Genomic DNA, 14,993 nt, shown 5'->3' with positions numbered 1-14,993 from the left:
TTCTGGGTGCCAGCTTACATGGTTAAAGAAGATCCGAGTCTGGCTACCATTGAAGGGGTTAAGAAAAATGCCAAGCTATTTGAGCATCCTGAAGATCCTGAGATGAGCGCATTTTACGGCTGCCCAGCAGGTTGGAACTGCCAGATCAGTGCGGGCAATCTGTTTAAAGCGCTCAAGCTTGAGAATTCTGGTTTTGAAATGATCGATCCAGGTTCAGGTGCTGGTTTGTCGGGCGCAATTGCTAAGGCATATGAGCGCAAGGAGCCATGGTTTGGTTATTACTGGGCCCCTACCTCTGTTCTGGGCAAGTACGAAATGGTTAAAGTCGATTTTGGTACTGGCGTGAATGAAGAGCATCACCTTGAATGTATCACCAATGAAGAATGTCTTGACCCTAAACCAGGTATGTATCCACCTTCAGTGGTACAAACAGTAACCACTGAAAAATTTGCATCTGAAAGCCCGAAAGCATACGAATATTTAGCCAACCGCTCTTTTACTAACAAAGAGATGAATGGTCTGCTGGCTTGGATGGAAGATAACCAGGCTGATGGCGAAGTGGCTATGGAGTACTTTATTGAAGAACACGAGGCGATCTGGACGCGTTGGGTAGCACCAGAGATTGCTGAAAAAGTTAAAGCAGCGCTTTAATTCATATCAGGTCAGAGGGGCAGGCATTTATCAATGCTTGCCTTTTTTATATGGCCTAACTTAGAAATTGATAAAAGAGGTTTAACATGGCTGAGTCCAGCTGGCTGACAGAATTTCCGCAGCTAGATAGAGCGGATTTACGGGATATCCGTAAATCACTTGATGCCGGGTACAGGGAGTTTTCCAGAGAGTATGGGGAATTTATCGAATCATTTTTCGATCCACTCCTGACATTTCTTGTTTGGTTTGAAAAATTACTTTTGGCGACGCCATGGTGGTTGGTTATTGCAGTGATTGCAGGTCTGGCCTATTTGGCAAGTCGTTCCTGGAAACTGGGCTTGGGTGTTGTCATTTCTTTCATGCTGATCGGCTATTTCGGTATGTGGGATAATACGATGCGAACGATGAGTATTATTCTGGTGTGTACGCTGATGGCGATAGCGCTTGGGGTACCGATCGGCATAGCCATGGCGCGTTCAGACAGGGCTCAGGCTTTTGTTACGCCGGTTCTTGATGTGATGCAAACCATGCCTGCTTTTGTTTACTTGATCCCGGTCGTTATGCTGCTTGGTATTGGTAAAATTCCTGGGGTTATCGCGGTTATCATATATGCGATACCGCCAGTCATCAGGTTAACTAACCTGGGTATCAGGCTGGTAGATAAAGATGTGATGGAGGCTGCAACCGCTTACGGTGCAAGCCCTTTTCAAAGACTGACGGGCGTTCAGTTGCCTCTGGCGATGCCAACGATCATGGCGGGTATTAACCAGACGATCATGATGTCCCTTTCTATGGTGGTCATTGCTTCAATGATTGGGGTGAAAGGGCTGGGTCAGCCAGTGCTTAAATCGATCACCAATCAATACTTTACCTTAGGTTTATTGAACGGTTTGGCCATTGTGGCATTAGCAATTATTTTTGATCGGGTTTCTCAGGCATATGCCAAACGAGCTCAGGAGCATATGAAGGGGCTGGAAAATGGCTGATGTACTGATTGAGATTGAAAGCCTATATAAGCTTTTTGGCAATAACCCAGCTAAGTATATGCCGCTGGTTCATGAAGGAAAAAGTAAAGATGAAATCCTTGCTGAGACTGGGCATACGCTTGGTTTAAAAGATATCAATCTGCAGATCAAGCGTGGAGAGATCTTCGTTATTATGGGGCTCTCGGGTTCAGGTAAGTCGACTCTGATTCGTCATTTCAACCGCTTGATCGATCCCACAGAAGGGGTGATTAAGGTTGAAGGAACTGACGTTATGCAGTTTGGCGCGAAAGAACTGCAGGAATTCCGCCGCCATAAAATGTCGATGGTATTTCAACGTTTCGGTCTGCTTCCCCATAAAAATGTGGTAGATAACGTTTCCTATGGGCTGCAAATTCAGGGTGTGGATCGCGCTGAGGCCAAAGCAAAAGCTGTAGAATGGTTAGATACGGTAGGGCTTGCCGGATATGAAGATCAATATCCTTCGCAGCTTTCAGGTGGCCAGCAACAGCGTGTGGGTCTTGCCAGAGCTTTATGCACAGATGCAGAAATCCTGTTGATGGATGAGGCCTTTTCCGCGCTGGACCCTTTGATTCGTTCCGAGATGCAGGATCAACTGATTAAATTGCAGGAAACGTTGCATAAGACAATTGTCTTTATCACCCATGATCTGGATGAGGCGCTTCGCTTGGGGGATCGGATTGCGATCCTTAAGGATGGTGAGGTTGTTCAGCAGGGTGAACCGGAAGATATTCTGCTTAATCCTGCAACAGAGTATGTAGAAGCATTTGTCCGGGATGTGAACCGTGCCAGAGCGTTGACTGTGGAAACAGTGATGAAAGATCCGGCTTATCGAATTACCGCTGAAACGATTGAAGAAGCGCTCAAACAGATGAAGGGCTTCAAGCAAGACTATGGCTATGTGGTCAATGATGAGGGCTTCCAGGGAGTTGTGACCGAAGAGGCTCTTAAAGAAGCGTACGCTGATGACAAAGCTGCAGATCTCACGGTAGATGTGATGGAGTCTTGTGACCCTCTAGAGCCTGGTGCCGTGCTTGAATCTGTTATTCCTTGTACGCTTGAATCTGAATACCCATTACCTGTTGTTGACGAAGACGGTAATTTAACGGGTAGACTCTCCCGTGGAACTTTATCAGACGTGTTAGGTGAAAGGTCTGCATAATCCAATCTAAGAGAAACTATAGGTTTGTATAGTTTCTCTTACTTTTCCCCATCGCCATTCTTCTCGCATCATTCATAGTTAGCTCAAAAATATTCATCCTTGGGGCGGTTGTTGAATCGGGTTTGCAAAAGTAGACTAAGCGGCTCGTAATCAGGTGTATTCTATGAGTCATACTAAGCAAACAGAGCCGCAAGCAGATATTGATGAGTTAGCCCGAGAGCACTTTTATCAGGTGTTGTACGGTAGACGCGATGTGCGCAATCAGTTCCTACCCGATCCGGTCCCTGATGATGTATTAACTAATATATTACATGCAGCGCATCATGCACCCTCTGTAGGGTTGTCCCAGCCTTGGAATTTCATTCTGATACGAAACCCGGAATTGAGGAATCAGATCTACTCTGCTTTTTGTCAGGCGAATGATGAAGCTGCGCAGATGTTCGAAGGCGATCGTCGAAGTCAGTATCAAAGTCTTAAGTTACAAGGGATACTGGATGCGCCTCTGAATGTCTGTATCACTTGTGATAGAAATCGGGGTGGTCCAGTCGTACTGGGCAAAACTCATCAGCCGGAAATGGACTTATACAGTACGGTTTGTGCGGTTCAGAACTTCTGGCTATCAGCGCGTGCTGAAAATGTTGGCGTTGGTTGGGTCTCCATCATCAACAAGAATAAGCTCGCGGGCTTACTGAAGTTGCCTGAAGGGGTTGTGCCGGTTGCTTATCTTTGTGTTGGTTATGTTTCTGAATTTCTGACTAAGCCGGAACTTGAGCTCTCTAATTGGGAAAAAAGAAAACAGTTGGAAGAGATGATTTTTGACGATACCTGGGCTAATCGAAAAGGATAGGCGTTTGTTATGATCCTGCCTGAGGATATTTCATATTGAAATTTATTCCCTGTTTTTGACCTATAGTGAATATATCTCTGTTTAATTATTGAACAGACAATAGGTTGACCCAGGGAGGTTCGATATGCGGTTCGTCCTCAGCTTGGCTGTCGTTGTAGCTTCATTTGCTTTTACTATTGTCTCTGCAAATGCCCTAGAGGTTAGAAGTACCGGCGCACAGTATACCCAGCTTGTAAGCCAGATTGTGGCTGAAGAAATTACTCCAGTAATCAAACAGTTACCTGCTAAGCAGCAAGAACGTTTGAAGAATATCCAGATTAATGTGGTGTCTGATTTAGGCACCAATGCCATGGCATTGGCGATCGATGATACCCCGCCTAAGATACTGGTAAATGATCATTTCATCCAGGGGCTTTCTAACTATGTTGAAGCGTACCTTGTTGCTGACCTTTTAAAACGCCCTGAATATATTGAAGAGCATTTCAGTCATTATTTTTGGGCATTGCATCCCCACACAAATGGGGTCGCCTTAGTTTCTCCTTTTCAGCAATACCCAGAACTTGCGAATAATCTGCTGGTTGAGCGTAAACAGCAATTACTGGGGGGCGCAGTGCTTGATGTCTTGTTACATGAGCTAGGCCACCATGCAGAAGGAGCCTTTTATCACTTTCGCGCTTCTATGTATGTGAGGAGGCAGCATGAAAATAGTGCAGAGGCCTGGTCTGATAAAGTAAAAGCTGATTTTTTCCCTGATAGCGGTCTTGGTCAGTTGATATCGATTGGCTTCATTTTTGAACAGACCCGTTGGGCTAAGTTAGCAAGAGATACTTATTACCCTCGCATGCTATCGGCGGTGACCGAATTTATCCCGAACAACTGTGAAAATTCTGATAGCTCAGAAGTGCTGATGTTCTGTGAAAAATTATCTAAAAACATTGAGCAGCTTTACTCTGGGCAGATGATATCCGGTTATGAATTTAGGCATAAGCAAGGGGATCATTTTGCGAGCTTTCCCCTTGGGCAGGTTGAGTGGGCAAAAAGTAACTTTGTGGATGCTTGCTACTACTTTAACGAAAGCCTTGTTTACGGACAGGTGGCCAGAGCCGCGATTTTCGTGGGTTGGTGCTATCAGAAAGGTTATCTTGAACCATCTCCGCCCGATGCTGAAGTGCTTGCGTTGTTAAATGAAAAGCACGGCGGCAGCTATGGCTTTTCCCCTAGGCAACAGGAACTAACGTTTTTACAATAAAGGAAAGGGCTGTTAATACTGGACCTCAGGGGTGTTCATCGTTACTGTAGCGATAAATTAATCTAGAGGAATTCATTATGGCACGCGCAACAGCTCGTCACCTACTTGTTGATACAGAAGAACAGTGCAACCAGATCAAAGCGGAAATTGAGGCAGGGCTGGATTTTGCTGAAGCGGCAAAACAACACTCTTCCTGCCCATCATCTGCACAGGGTGGTGATCTTGGTTCTTTTGGTCGTGGTCAGATGGTGCCGGAGTTTGATAAGGCTGTATTCACCGGTGAAGTGGGTGTAGTGCAAGGTCCTATTCAGACTCAGTTCGGTTTTCACCTGTTAGAAGTAACTAGCAGAGAAGATTAAGAGCACACTTTGCATGCTTAGATTTGTTATTGGTTGTATTGTATTAAGTCTTTCTTCTGTCGTGTTAGCAGAGAAGCAAGTCTTAAAAACGCAAGGCTTTATGATCGAATTAAGCATGCATTGCGAAGAAGGAGAGGTGGTCTGTGATAAGGTTCTTTATAAAGGCACCTCTCTAAAAACTGGGCATTCAATCAAATTGATCGGTAAAACTGAGCATTTGAAATGTGCTGATGGAAATACACCTTGTCGGTTTTTAGGTTATACCTTTACAAATGATAGGGTTATTTATACTGTAAGTGCTTCTGGGCTGCTCAGTGTAATTCAAGATGGGAATATACTGCTACAGCAGCAAGGTCAGTGGCAGTAATGAGAAGGAATTTTAAGTTAAAAATGGAATTTTACTTATTGATACCGTTGATCAGTATTCTGTTGATCTTTTGGTTCATGGCGCTTATCTCAAAAGAGGGCAGAGCGATTGGCCTTGTTGAAGGTCGATTGGCAAGGTGCATCGAAAAGCCAAACTGTGTCTGTACTGAATACTCTGATGATAAAGAGCATTTTTACCACCCTATTGAGATTCCAGGCGGGTTTGAAAACCCGGATGAGATGGTGCAGTTGATTAAAGGTATCATCAGGGAAGCGGGTGGAGAAGTTGAAATAGAATCTCACACTTATATCTCTGCGATTTTTCAAAGTCGGGTTTTTGGTTTTGTAGACGACTTTGAGGTCAGAATTGATCTGCAGGCTAAGTTGATAAATATTCGTTCGGCCTCAAGAGTTGGTTACTCGGACTTCGGTGCTAACCTAAAACGAATTAAAAGAATCGATGAGCTATTACAAAAGCGCTTCTCAGTGATGATGTAGCTCATTGGGGCGATACCGGTTTGAGGAAAAGCCTGCAGCGATGCTGCAGGCTTTTTTTATTACTGTAGTTCAGGAAGGTTGGCGTACAGATCCAGCGCTTCAGGGTTGGCAAGCGCATCTTTGTTGCTTACGGCTTCACCTAAAACGACTTTGCGGACCGCCAATTCAACAATCTTACCGCTAATTGTGCGTGGGATGTCTGCTACTTGAATAATCAAGGAGGGTACGTGGCGCGGTGTAGTATTTGCGCGGATCGTCTGTTTGATCTCTTTCTGCAGCTCAGCGCTCAGTTCAATGCCATCTTTTAGGACAACAAACAGTACCACGCGCGTATCATCCTGCCAGGGTTGGCCGATACAGATAGATTCCTGAACTTGCTCTACTTTTTCTACCTGACGATAAATCTCAGCGGTGCCGATACGCACGCCGCCTGGATTCAGGACTGCATCAGAGCGTCCATGGATAATTACCCCTTCATGTTGGGTTAACTCGCCATAGTCTCCATGCGCCCAGATGTTATCAAACTGAGCAAAGTAAGCGCTTTTATACTTCTCGCCAGACTCATCTGCCCAGAAGTAGATCGGCATTGATGGGAATGGTGTGCGACAAACCAGCTCGCCTTTCTGTTCTTTGATTTCCTTGCCTTCATCATCAAAGATAGCAACATCCATACCCAGACCGCGGCACTGTAGCTCTCCCGTGTGAACCGGAAGGATTGGGCAGCCAAGGGCAAAACAAGAAAGAATATCTGTACCGCCTGAGATAGAGGCCAGTAGTAGATCTTCTTTTATTTCTCGGTAAACATACTCAAAGCTTTCGTGTGCTAGCGGAGAACCTGTGGACAGTACAGCTCGAAGGTTAGGCAGGTTATGGCTTGTGCCGGGTTTTGTGCCTGCTTTTTCTAGTGCTGCAATGTATTTAGCGCTCGTGCCGAAAACGCTGATACCTTCTTGTTCAGCAATATCCCAAAGCACTTTGGCTGAAGGAGCAAAAGGTGAGCCATCAAACAATACGACGGTGCAGCCGCATGCCAGACCGCTTACCAGCCAGTTCCACATCATCCAGCCACAAGTGGTGAAGTAGAAAAGTTTATCTTCGCGTTTGATATCCGTATGAAGATGATGCTCTTTTAAGTGCTGGAGCAAGGTGCCGCCAACACTGTGTACGATGCACTTAGGTGTTCCTGTTGTGCCTGAGGAATACATAATGTACAGCGGGTCAGCGAAAGAAACCGGAGTAAAGCTAAGCTCGGTCGCTGAATTATCGATGAAGTTTTCCAGCCAGCAGCTTTTGCTTACGCTGCTGATATCATCCGTCTGATCCAGATAGGGAACAAATACGATCTGTTCGGTGGTATCAAGGCGCTCAGCGATCTGAGTGACCTTTTCAACACAGTCTATGCGCTTACCGTTGTAGAGATAAGCGGGAATAGTGAAAAGTACTTTCGGCTTAACTTGCCCAAAACGGTCCATAACACCCTGAATACCGAAATCAGGTGAGCAAGATGTCCAGATTGCGCCAAGTGATGTTGTTGCAAGCATTGCGATGACTGTTTCGGCGATGTTTGGCATGAAACCAGCAACCACATCGCCTTTGCCTACGCCTCTTTGCTTGAGGCCTGCGGCATACTGTGCAGCTTTTGTGTAGAGTTCCTTGTAACTGATCTCAGCCCGGATATCTTTTTCATTACGAAAGATCAGAGCAGTACGATCGTCACGGTATTTCAGTAAGTTTTCAGCGAAATTGAGCTCGGCTTCAGGGAACCACTTAGCTCCGGGCATTTTATTGCCGTCGACCAGGAAGGGGGCATTGCCCTTGTTACCGATGACACCAAAGTCATCCCAGATGTGGTTCCAGAATGTTTCTGGGTTCTCTACAGTCCATTGATGCAAAGAAGAATAGGAATCCAGTGTTGTATTATGCTGCTGGTTGACCTGCTGCATAAACTGATACATCTGGCTTTGTTCAATCTGTTGTTGTGACGGTGCCCACAGCGGATTGCTCATAAGTCGTTTCCGTTCTAATTATTATTTCTGAAAAAATACCTATCAATGACAAGAATAATAGCTAATAAGGGAATTCCTGTACATAGGTAAGTTTACGTAAACGGAAACTTTTTTCGGTGGATAATCATTCCGGTCCACTTCAGAAAAAGTGGACCGGTTGGAATTAACGCAGGTAATTTTTGCTGATTTCGCGGAAAGAATCGGTACCCGCTTTTTGCATCCATTCAAATGCAACCATTTCGCGGCTAACAATGTAGATACCTGCCTGGCGCATTCGCTCCAGTGCTAGTTCTTTGTCTTTAGGATTTCTTGAGGACACGCAGTCAGCGACGACATAGACTTCACGAGCTTGCTGCTTAAGCTGTAAGGCGGTTTGCAATACACAAACGTGGGCTTCCATACCTGTAACAATTACTTGGTTCGGTCGGATAGAATTAATCTTCTCGTTACATTCTGGCTCAGACATGCAGGAGAAATAAGTCTTCTCCATAAATCCATCTTTTGGTGCAATCTCGGCAATTTCAGAAATCGTATGGCCCAGCCCTTGGGGGTATTGCTCGCTGGTGAGTACCGGAATGTTGAGTTTTACAGCAATTTCCGTCAACCAGCGTGTATTTTTAACGAGTGTCTCTGCTTCATGAATAGCTGGAACCAGCTTATCCTGAATATCCACGATTAACAGGCATGATTTATTAGGATGAATCAGCATAGAATTTTCCTTGTTCAGGCGGGTTCGTGCTCGTTGCAGCACTTAACCTTTTCCAGATTTTGTACTGGAATTGTTTCCAGTGAATTGTCCTCATAATAGTGAGGCCAGTGTTGCTTCACAATAGGGCCATCTGCTGATAGAGCGTGGCAGCTATCTAATAGAGGGGGGCGTTGATCTGCTCCCTGCCAGAAGTTTTCAGCCGCTTCTCGCTCTTGATGAGTCGATTGAAACGCTGCTGTAGCCAAAGGGCCTAACAATTCCAGCAAATGGGTACAGCCGCTACGGCCAGAGAAAAGTTCTTTGGTTTTTTTGGTAAAGCCAGATTCGATCTTCAGACCAATAAGTTGCTTATAGGCATCCGAAATTGAAGGGCAATGGCTGAAAGGGGTGTGATCCATTGCTGCGACCGCATCCAAAATGTTCAGTTCCAGGTCGACGGTAATCCTGATAGACATCCCATGTAGCGCTTCTCCTGCCGGAAGTGTCCAGGCTTCTGAATCGCGAATCGTCAGGTCAAAGGATTTAGTATCGATCAAAAATGCCTCAATATCCCAAAGGCCATCTTCACGTTTGAAGCCTTCGCAAATAACGCGGCGTGTGTGTTTGAGCTTACGGGCGGTGGGTGTTGGTAATGGCATAGCGGTAGAAAGAGAGTTGGTCAAAGAGGCGCTATTTTACGGGTAAATCTCATTGAATACATTAAAGAAATAAAAGCGCAGGTTTTTCGTATCGCAATAGAACGAAAAAAGCCACCCGAAGGTGGCTAAGGCTGAGGCTTACCAATGATGTTCCTCTGAAACCGGCGAATAAATCCGTGTAATCGCTTACGAGGGTTTCAACTCCTTAGAACTGGTATGCCACTGAGAGACGGATATCTCTTCCTTGTTCGTAGTTACCAATCGTACTGCCTGAACGATCGCTCTGTGTCGCGTGATCATAGTAAAGTTCGCCAAACAAATTGTTGACGCTGAAGGTTAGGGTGAGGTCTTCATCACCGTTAGGCTTCCACTCGGCGTATACGTCGTGCAGGTCATAACCTTCTTTAATTGAAGAGCCAGCTGGTACGTCTTCCAGATCTTCCACCAAGCGGGCATTCCAACCTAGGGATAGGTTATGTTGCGGAATGCTGTAATCAAGCGTTGCCATCCATGTGCGACCAACGGAAGTGCCATGCGGATGAGCATCGTAAAGCGCTATGCTGCCTTTTTCCGGGTCGTTGTCGGTGACACTGAAATTGGCAGACAGATTTTCCCACTCATAACCTAGCTGTAAGGCATAACCATAAATTTTGATGTCATCAGTTTCGTTGGCATATCCATAAATGTTGTGCGGATCTTTAATGTCTTGCCTGTATATCTCGGCGTCAAAAGTCAGGCCGTTTTTCTCATAGTTCAGGGCTATCTCAATATTTTCGGCTTTTTCAGACGTGATGTTGGGGTCAAAGGCTGAGTTACCTATGATGTAAGCTTCACGAACACTTGGGGTACGATGGGCAATGGCATAGCCTAATCGTACATTTAGGTCCTGATTGAAGAAGTAAGTTGCACTAGCATTAGGACTGAATTCATCATGCTGGACACTATGGCCGTCCCAGGAATCGAATTCTCCATGGTCATAACGTAAGCCAGCACTCAATAGCCAGTCATCGTTAGGACGGAAATTATCCTGAAGATATAAACCAAATAGCGCAGTGTTATCGGTACGAGTGCCTGTCCAGCCTGTAGCCGGAGGAGCCAGATCTGAGTGTGTCGCGGAGCCTTTTTCGTCTCTGTAGTCGAAGCCGTAGGTTAGGCTGTGCTTGTCGACAATGGATGTATTACGTAAGTCCATGCCATAAGTTACAACTTCGGGGGTGTTTGTACCAAAGGCTGCCGCAGCAAAACCGCTAGGCGCAGTCTGCTTCATATCTACTTCATTACGATATAGGGTCAATTCCATATCGATCAGGTCGTTTTCGGGATTGTAATTATAGTTAAGCGTTGTTGTTTTACGGGCCAGATCCAAGGGGGTCGCATCATTAGCGCCCAGACGAAGGTTTTGATTGGCACGGAAATTACGTGTGCCTTCATCTGTCGTCTCACTATGGCTAAAACGAATATCCTGATCTTTCGAAGGTTTGGCGTGCAGCTTAAACAAGCCCACTTTTTGATCTACTGGAGTATGGGCCTGGTCATCGCCATTTCCGTCCTGATAGTTATCAGCATCGGCTTGAGTCCATGATGCCATCACAGAAATAGTGTCTGAGGCCTTGGCTGCTACAGTCGTATGTACTTTTATGTAATCGGCATTATTGCCGTATGAGGCTTTTACCAGTCCGCCGAATTCGTTGCCTTCTTTAATAAGATCTTCGGGATCTTTGGTGGTGAAGCGGATAGAGCCACCTAGTGCGCCCGGTCCTGATGTGGCTGCTCCTGCGCCAGCTTCAACTTCAACTTCTTTTAGAAGCTCGGGCTCAATCTGCAGTCTGCCTTGATGATGGAACATCGTACCTGATTGGTAGGCGCCATCGATTGTGACGTTCAGTTGAGTGTCTTCCAGACCGCGAACATAAATTTTCTGCGCAGTGTTAGTGCCACCGCCGCCCACTTGAACAGAAGGTTCTTTACGAAAAATATCAGACAGATTCTGTGCTTGTACCTTAGAAAGGTCACCGCTGCCGATCACAACATCAGCATTGGTTGATTGGCCTGTTACAACAACCTTTTCGGTATGCTCAACGTCCGCTGAGCTCATGGCAGGCAGGGTAGCCAATGCAGTGGCTACAGCCAAATGCAATGGTTTGCGAGTATTGAGCGGGTGAACCATAATTAAACCTTAATCCTAGTAAAAACAATAATCACTACTATTAAAGAGCGAGAAGTGACTGCTTTACTGGTGTGTACCAGCAGTCTTCTGTTTCTTTAGCTTATGGAGGTAGTCAAATCCGGGCGAAGGGGCGCCAAGAAAAGCTAACGAGGGAAGATATTAATTATGATTCTCATTTGCGCGCTATGAATTTACGCTCTTTACATTTGTAAACGAATAGCGCGCAAGATCGAGATGTTATTGCTCGTACATTGCCTGCATTGATTCCTGAGCCCATTCCAGGCTGGATCGATAGGCCTTGTCATATAGGTTGCCGTCTAGGTCCATAGGCAGAAGGTCCCAGTCACCGTTTTCGTAATTCACTACATTGCGAAGTACTTTGCCTATTTCTCCCTCTCCTAGGCTTACGGCGTTTTTAATATCATCACCGAGAGGGACTTGTTCCAGCATGGTATCACGGTCAAGGTCGAGCAAAGCATGAAGGCCAGACATCATGCCGGCCATAAAGTAGCTGCCATAGTTGCTGAGTTTTTCAGCCTGGGCAATCTCTTCGCACATCCGGCCGCGAACCAGAAGGCTTCGGGATAGCTCTTCAGGTTTATCCTGATTAGAAGACATGGCGATTAAGGTGGCCCATTTCTTGACCTGCTCCAGACCGAGTAGCACGATCGCTTCGGCAACGGACTCTACCTGACGAACCAGGTGATAACCGGCAGAGTTAACTATTCGAAGGAGCTTATAGGTCAGTGCGGGGTCTCGAATGATCAGCTCCTCTAGTGCTTCAGGCGTAGCTTTCGGATTTTGTAACTCCTGGATCAACTGCATCAAGGCAACCTGGCTACCCTGTATTTTTTTGCCTTTGATGACCTTGGGTTTACTGAGGAAGTGCCCTTGGAATAATTTAAAGCCAAGCTCAATGCACTCTTCCAGTTGCTCGTGAGTTTCAATTTTCTCTGCGAGTAGGGTGACTTTGTGTTTTTTGAGCTCCTGGACCTGTTTGCGAATATCGTCTTTGCTTAACTCGAAAACATCAACTTTTACAATTTGTGCAAGTTTAAGGAGTTCGTCGAATTTTGGATCGTAAACAAAATCATCCATCGCAATACGGTAGCCTTCTGAATGAAGCTCCTTAACCGCATTAACAACTTCATCATCGGGTTCAATATCTTCCAGAATCTCCAGTACGATATGCTTTTTTGAAACTTCCGGGAGCTTTTGTTCAACCAAAATATCCCGGGTCAAATTTATAAAAGCGGGTACTCGTTTTAATTCGCCGGCATCAGAGATGCTTGTGTAAGCGTTCAGAATGACTTCACTAGTGGCTTCAGAGTTGGAAAAGAGTGCATGGCCTTGAGCTTCTTCGCAGCGGTAGAGCAGCTCGTAGGCGACAACTTTCTGATTGCGATCAAAGATTGGCTGCCTTGCCATCAAAACCTGAGAGTTATCCGTGTTTTCCATAAAAAAACGATGTCCTTCTGAAAAAAGAGGCTGAAGTGCAGTCTACCACTAACCTGTTCAGGTAAAAGCCTATTTCCCGCTTTTTTATCAGTAAATTAACCTTGGCTAATTTATAGGCAGAGAAAACAGCAAACAGGGTCAGCATTCATGGATCGCATGAAGTATAATAGCCCACTTTTTAGTATTTCACGACTGATCAATGAGTATCAACTGGTTCCCAGGGCACATGCATAAAGCCCGGAAAGAGATAGCCAAGGTTATGGATGAGGTCGATGTTATCATCGAGGTGCTTGATGCGCGCCTTCCTCAATCCAGTGAAAACCCGCTGGTTGATACCCTGCGTAAAGGTAAGCCTGCCCTGAAACTGCTTAATAAAAGCGATTTGGCGGATGATGTCAGAACCCAGGAGTGGTTGGATTTCTTCAATGGTTTGCCTGACACACGTGCAATGGCGCTGGATCATACTCAGAAAAAACTAATTAATCGGATTGCTGAAATTTGCAAGCAGATGGCGCCGGCACGTTCTGAGGCAGGTCGGCCCGTCCGAGCGATGATTATGGGTATCCCAAATGTAGGAAAGTCTACGTTGATCAATGCGCTTTTGGGTCGAAAAATTGCCAAAGTAGGTAATGAGCCTGCGGTAACAAAGAGTCAGACACGCTTCACCACTAAGAATGGTATGGCCCTGTCGGATACGCCGGGAATTCTTTGGCCTAAGATTGCTGATGTTGATTCGGGTTATCGTCTCGCTGCTAGTGGAGCGATTAAAGATACGGCAATTGAGCATGAAGATGTGGCGATCTTTGCTGCGGGCTTTATGCGAGATGATTACCCACAGCGATTAACTGAGCGCTTCAAGCTTAAAGAGATACCCGAGCTTGCCGAAGAGGTGCTTGATGAAATTGGCCGTCGTCGAGGCTGTTTGCGTCCTGGAGGAATTGTAGATCGTAATAAAGCTTCTACACTGCTTTTAAATGAGATACGTTCGGGCAAGCTGGGTAAATTAAGTTTTGAAACTGTGGCTGAGTGGGATGAAAAGCGACGGTTAGCAGAGATTGAACGACTTGAGCAAGAGCGTTTGGCGCAAGAAGCTCAGGATGAAAAAAACGAAGGTAGTAACAAATGACACGTTTAAGGAAAAGTCGTAAAGCTAAAGGCTTTATTGATGATAGTGGTCCAAGTCGCAACGAGCGCCTAGCGGATCCTGATAGCTATGATAGTCGTCGTCGCAAAGCGAAGGCTGAAAAGAAGAAGAACAAATCGGTCTTTGAAAAGCAGCGCGAGGCTGAGCAATCTAATGGCTCTAATTCGCAGACAAATGATCGCAAGACGCGGTTAGCTGATAAAATTCGTAAACTGAATCAGGAAAAGCAGGACGATTGAGTCGTTTCATAATGTTCTGAAAATAAGCCGAGGTTACTGCCTCGGCTTTTTTTATGAGTTTTATTTTGGTGTAAATAATGTAAAGACTGTTGATGCGTACGCAATTGTGCTGGATAATCATTCGCATTTGCATTACATGTAGATGATCGTGCGCATGAACAAACAAGTTAAAAGAATCGCATTAGCTGCGGCAGTGGCTGCTGTACCATTTGTTATGGCAAATGAGCTTCCTCGTGGAACAAGCCAGACTGTCCAAACACACGCCAGGGATCAGTTGTCGCAAAAGAAGATTGATAAAATTGATCTTTCTACTCGCGAAGCTGCGCAGGAATATCTTTCAAATGAGCGAACCTCAGATGTTACTGAGGCATACAATCAGCAGGTCTCTCTGTTGGTGAATGCTCAGCGTCAAGAGATGGCTGATCTTCAGGAGCAGATTCAATCGATAGAAGAAACTGATCGTGCTGTTCTTCCCATGCTTAATGAAATGGTCCTG

Annotated in this window: 16 protein-coding genes; 11 read left to right on the top strand and 5 right to left on the bottom strand. The window is 45.6% G+C overall.

What is annotated here, in order from left to right:
• From MED92_RS03430 to MED92_RS03395, 8 genes are all read left to right on the top strand, one after another.
• Positions 1–651 (top strand): glycine betaine ABC transporter substrate-binding protein (locus tag MED92_RS03430; RefSeq protein ID WP_007020088.1); only part of this gene is annotated, 651 nt, incomplete at its 5' end.
• Between the two features lie 86 nt (positions 652–737).
• Entirely contained in the window at positions 738–1,637 is a 900-nt protein-coding gene (locus MED92_RS03425) for an ABC transporter permease (RefSeq protein ID WP_007020087.1), read from the top strand.
• Positions 1,630–2,817, top strand: a complete 1,188-nt coding sequence (locus MED92_RS03420) for a quaternary amine ABC transporter ATP-binding protein (RefSeq protein ID WP_007020086.1) — start codon at positions 1,630–1,632, stop codon at positions 2,815–2,817. Before MED92_RS03425 ends, MED92_RS03420 begins: the two co-directional genes overlap by 8 nt.
• Before the next feature lie 163 nt (positions 2,818–2,980).
• Positions 2,981–3,664 (top strand): 5,6-dimethylbenzimidazole synthase, encoded by a 684-nt coding sequence (gene bluB, locus MED92_RS03415; RefSeq protein WP_007020085.1) that lies wholly within the window; start codon positions 2,981–2,983, stop codon positions 3,662–3,664.
• A 124-nt stretch (positions 3,665–3,788) separates the two neighbouring features.
• Positions 3,789–4,913 carry a hypothetical protein gene (locus tag MED92_RS03410; RefSeq protein WP_007020084.1) on the top strand — a complete coding sequence of 375 codons (1,125 nt, stop codon included), beginning with the start codon at positions 3,789–3,791 and terminating at the stop codon, positions 4,911–4,913.
• 77 nt (positions 4,914–4,990) lie between these two features.
• On the top strand, positions 4,991–5,272 hold the full coding sequence (locus MED92_RS03405; RefSeq protein ID WP_007020083.1) for a peptidylprolyl isomerase: 282 nt from the start codon (positions 4,991–4,993) through the stop codon (positions 5,270–5,272).
• Between the two features lie 13 nt (positions 5,273–5,285).
• Positions 5,286–5,639, top strand: coding sequence for a hypothetical protein (locus tag MED92_RS03400; RefSeq protein ID WP_007020082.1), 354 nt, complete (start codon positions 5,286–5,288; stop codon positions 5,637–5,639).
• A 23-nt stretch (positions 5,640–5,662) separates the two neighbouring features.
• The gene (locus MED92_RS03395; protein ID WP_007020081.1) at positions 5,663–6,136 is read left to right on the top strand and encodes a DUF1499 domain-containing protein; all 474 of its coding nucleotides are present in this window, start codon (positions 5,663–5,665) and stop codon (positions 6,134–6,136) included.
• 59 nt (positions 6,137–6,195) lie between these two features.
• On the opposite strand, the gene MED92_RS03390 is transcribed toward MED92_RS03395, so the two are convergent.
• From MED92_RS03390 to MED92_RS03370, 5 genes are all read right to left on the bottom strand, one after another.
• Positions 6,196–8,142, bottom strand: coding sequence for an acetoacetate--CoA ligase (locus MED92_RS03390; protein ID WP_007020080.1), 1,947 nt, complete (start codon positions 8,140–8,142; stop codon positions 6,196–6,198).
• Between the two features lie 163 nt (positions 8,143–8,305).
• On the bottom strand, positions 8,306–8,851 hold the full coding sequence (locus tag MED92_RS03385) for a hydrolase (protein ID WP_007020079.1): 546 nt from the start codon (positions 8,849–8,851) through the stop codon (positions 8,306–8,308).
• A 14-nt stretch (positions 8,852–8,865) separates the two neighbouring features.
• Positions 8,866–9,513, bottom strand: a complete 648-nt coding sequence (locus MED92_RS03380) for a DUF2889 domain-containing protein (RefSeq protein ID WP_238321486.1) — start codon at positions 9,511–9,513, stop codon at positions 8,866–8,868.
• A gap of 181 nt (positions 9,514–9,694) precedes the next feature.
• Entirely contained in the window at positions 9,695–11,656 is a 1,962-nt protein-coding gene (locus MED92_RS03375) for a TonB-dependent receptor domain-containing protein (RefSeq protein ID WP_007020077.1), read from the bottom strand.
• Between the two features lie 237 nt (positions 11,657–11,893).
• Positions 11,894–13,114, bottom strand: coding sequence for an EAL and HDOD domain-containing protein (locus MED92_RS03370; protein ID WP_007020076.1), 1,221 nt, complete (start codon positions 13,112–13,114; stop codon positions 11,894–11,896).
• A gap of 199 nt (positions 13,115–13,313) precedes the next feature.
• On the opposite strand from MED92_RS03370, the gene ylqF reads away from it, so the two are divergent.
• The 3 genes from ylqF to MED92_RS03355 all read left to right on the top strand — a co-directional run.
• Complete coding sequence (ylqF, locus tag MED92_RS03365; RefSeq protein ID WP_040661505.1) at positions 13,314–14,240, top strand: ribosome biogenesis GTPase YlqF; 927 nt, start codon at positions 13,314–13,316, stop codon at positions 14,238–14,240.
• Positions 14,237–14,497, top strand: a complete 261-nt coding sequence (locus tag MED92_RS03360; RefSeq protein ID WP_007020074.1) for a hypothetical protein — start codon at positions 14,237–14,239, stop codon at positions 14,495–14,497. The genes ylqF and MED92_RS03360 overlap by 4 nt, the downstream gene beginning before the upstream one ends.
• A 154-nt stretch (positions 14,498–14,651) precedes the next feature.
• Positions 14,652–14,993 (top strand): DUF3450 family protein (locus MED92_RS03355; protein ID WP_007020073.1); only part of this gene is annotated, 342 nt, incomplete at its 3' end.

The organism is Neptuniibacter caesariensis, from assembly GCF_000153345.1.
Lineage (GTDB): Bacteria > Pseudomonadota > Gammaproteobacteria > Pseudomonadales > Balneatricaceae > Neptuniibacter > Neptuniibacter caesariensis.
Note: the sequence above shows the minus strand (reverse complement) of the source record. Positions and strands in the feature narration are given on the sequence as shown.

Bases quoted from the DNA above. Each gene is read 5' to 3' on its own strand.
- MED92_RS03425 (WP_007020087.1), top strand. From the start codon at position 738: ATGGCTGAGTCCAGCTGGCTGACAGAATTTCCGCAGCTAGATAGAGCG.
- MED92_RS03420 (WP_007020086.1), top strand. From the start codon at position 1,630: ATGGCTGATGTACTGATTGAGATTGAAAGCCTATATAAGCTTTTTGGC.
- bluB (WP_007020085.1), top strand. From the start codon at position 2,981: ATGAGTCATACTAAGCAAACAGAGCCGCAAGCAGATATTGATGAGTTA.
- MED92_RS03410 (WP_007020084.1), top strand. From the start codon at position 3,789: ATGCGGTTCGTCCTCAGCTTGGCTGTCGTTGTAGCTTCATTTGCTTTT.
- MED92_RS03405 (WP_007020083.1), top strand. From the start codon at position 4,991: ATGGCACGCGCAACAGCTCGTCACCTACTTGTTGATACAGAAGAACAG.
- MED92_RS03400 (WP_007020082.1), top strand. From the start codon at position 5,286: ATGCTTAGATTTGTTATTGGTTGTATTGTATTAAGTCTTTCTTCTGTC.
- MED92_RS03395 (WP_007020081.1), top strand. From the start codon at position 5,663: ATGGAATTTTACTTATTGATACCGTTGATCAGTATTCTGTTGATCTTT.
- MED92_RS03390 (WP_007020080.1), bottom strand. From the start codon at position 8,142: ATGAGCAATCCGCTGTGGGCACCGTCACAACAACAGATTGAACAAAGC.
- MED92_RS03385 (WP_007020079.1), bottom strand. From the start codon at position 8,851: ATGCTGATTCATCCTAATAAATCATGCCTGTTAATCGTGGATATTCAG.
- MED92_RS03375 (WP_007020077.1), bottom strand. From the start codon at position 11,656: ATGGTTCACCCGCTCAATACTCGCAAACCATTGCATTTGGCTGTAGCC.
- MED92_RS03370 (WP_007020076.1), bottom strand. From the start codon at position 13,114: ATGGAAAACACGGATAACTCTCAGGTTTTGATGGCAAGGCAGCCAATC.
- ylqF (WP_040661505.1), top strand. From the start codon at position 13,314: ATGAGTATCAACTGGTTCCCAGGGCACATGCATAAAGCCCGGAAAGAG.
- MED92_RS03360 (WP_007020074.1), top strand. From the start codon at position 14,237: ATGACACGTTTAAGGAAAAGTCGTAAAGCTAAAGGCTTTATTGATGAT.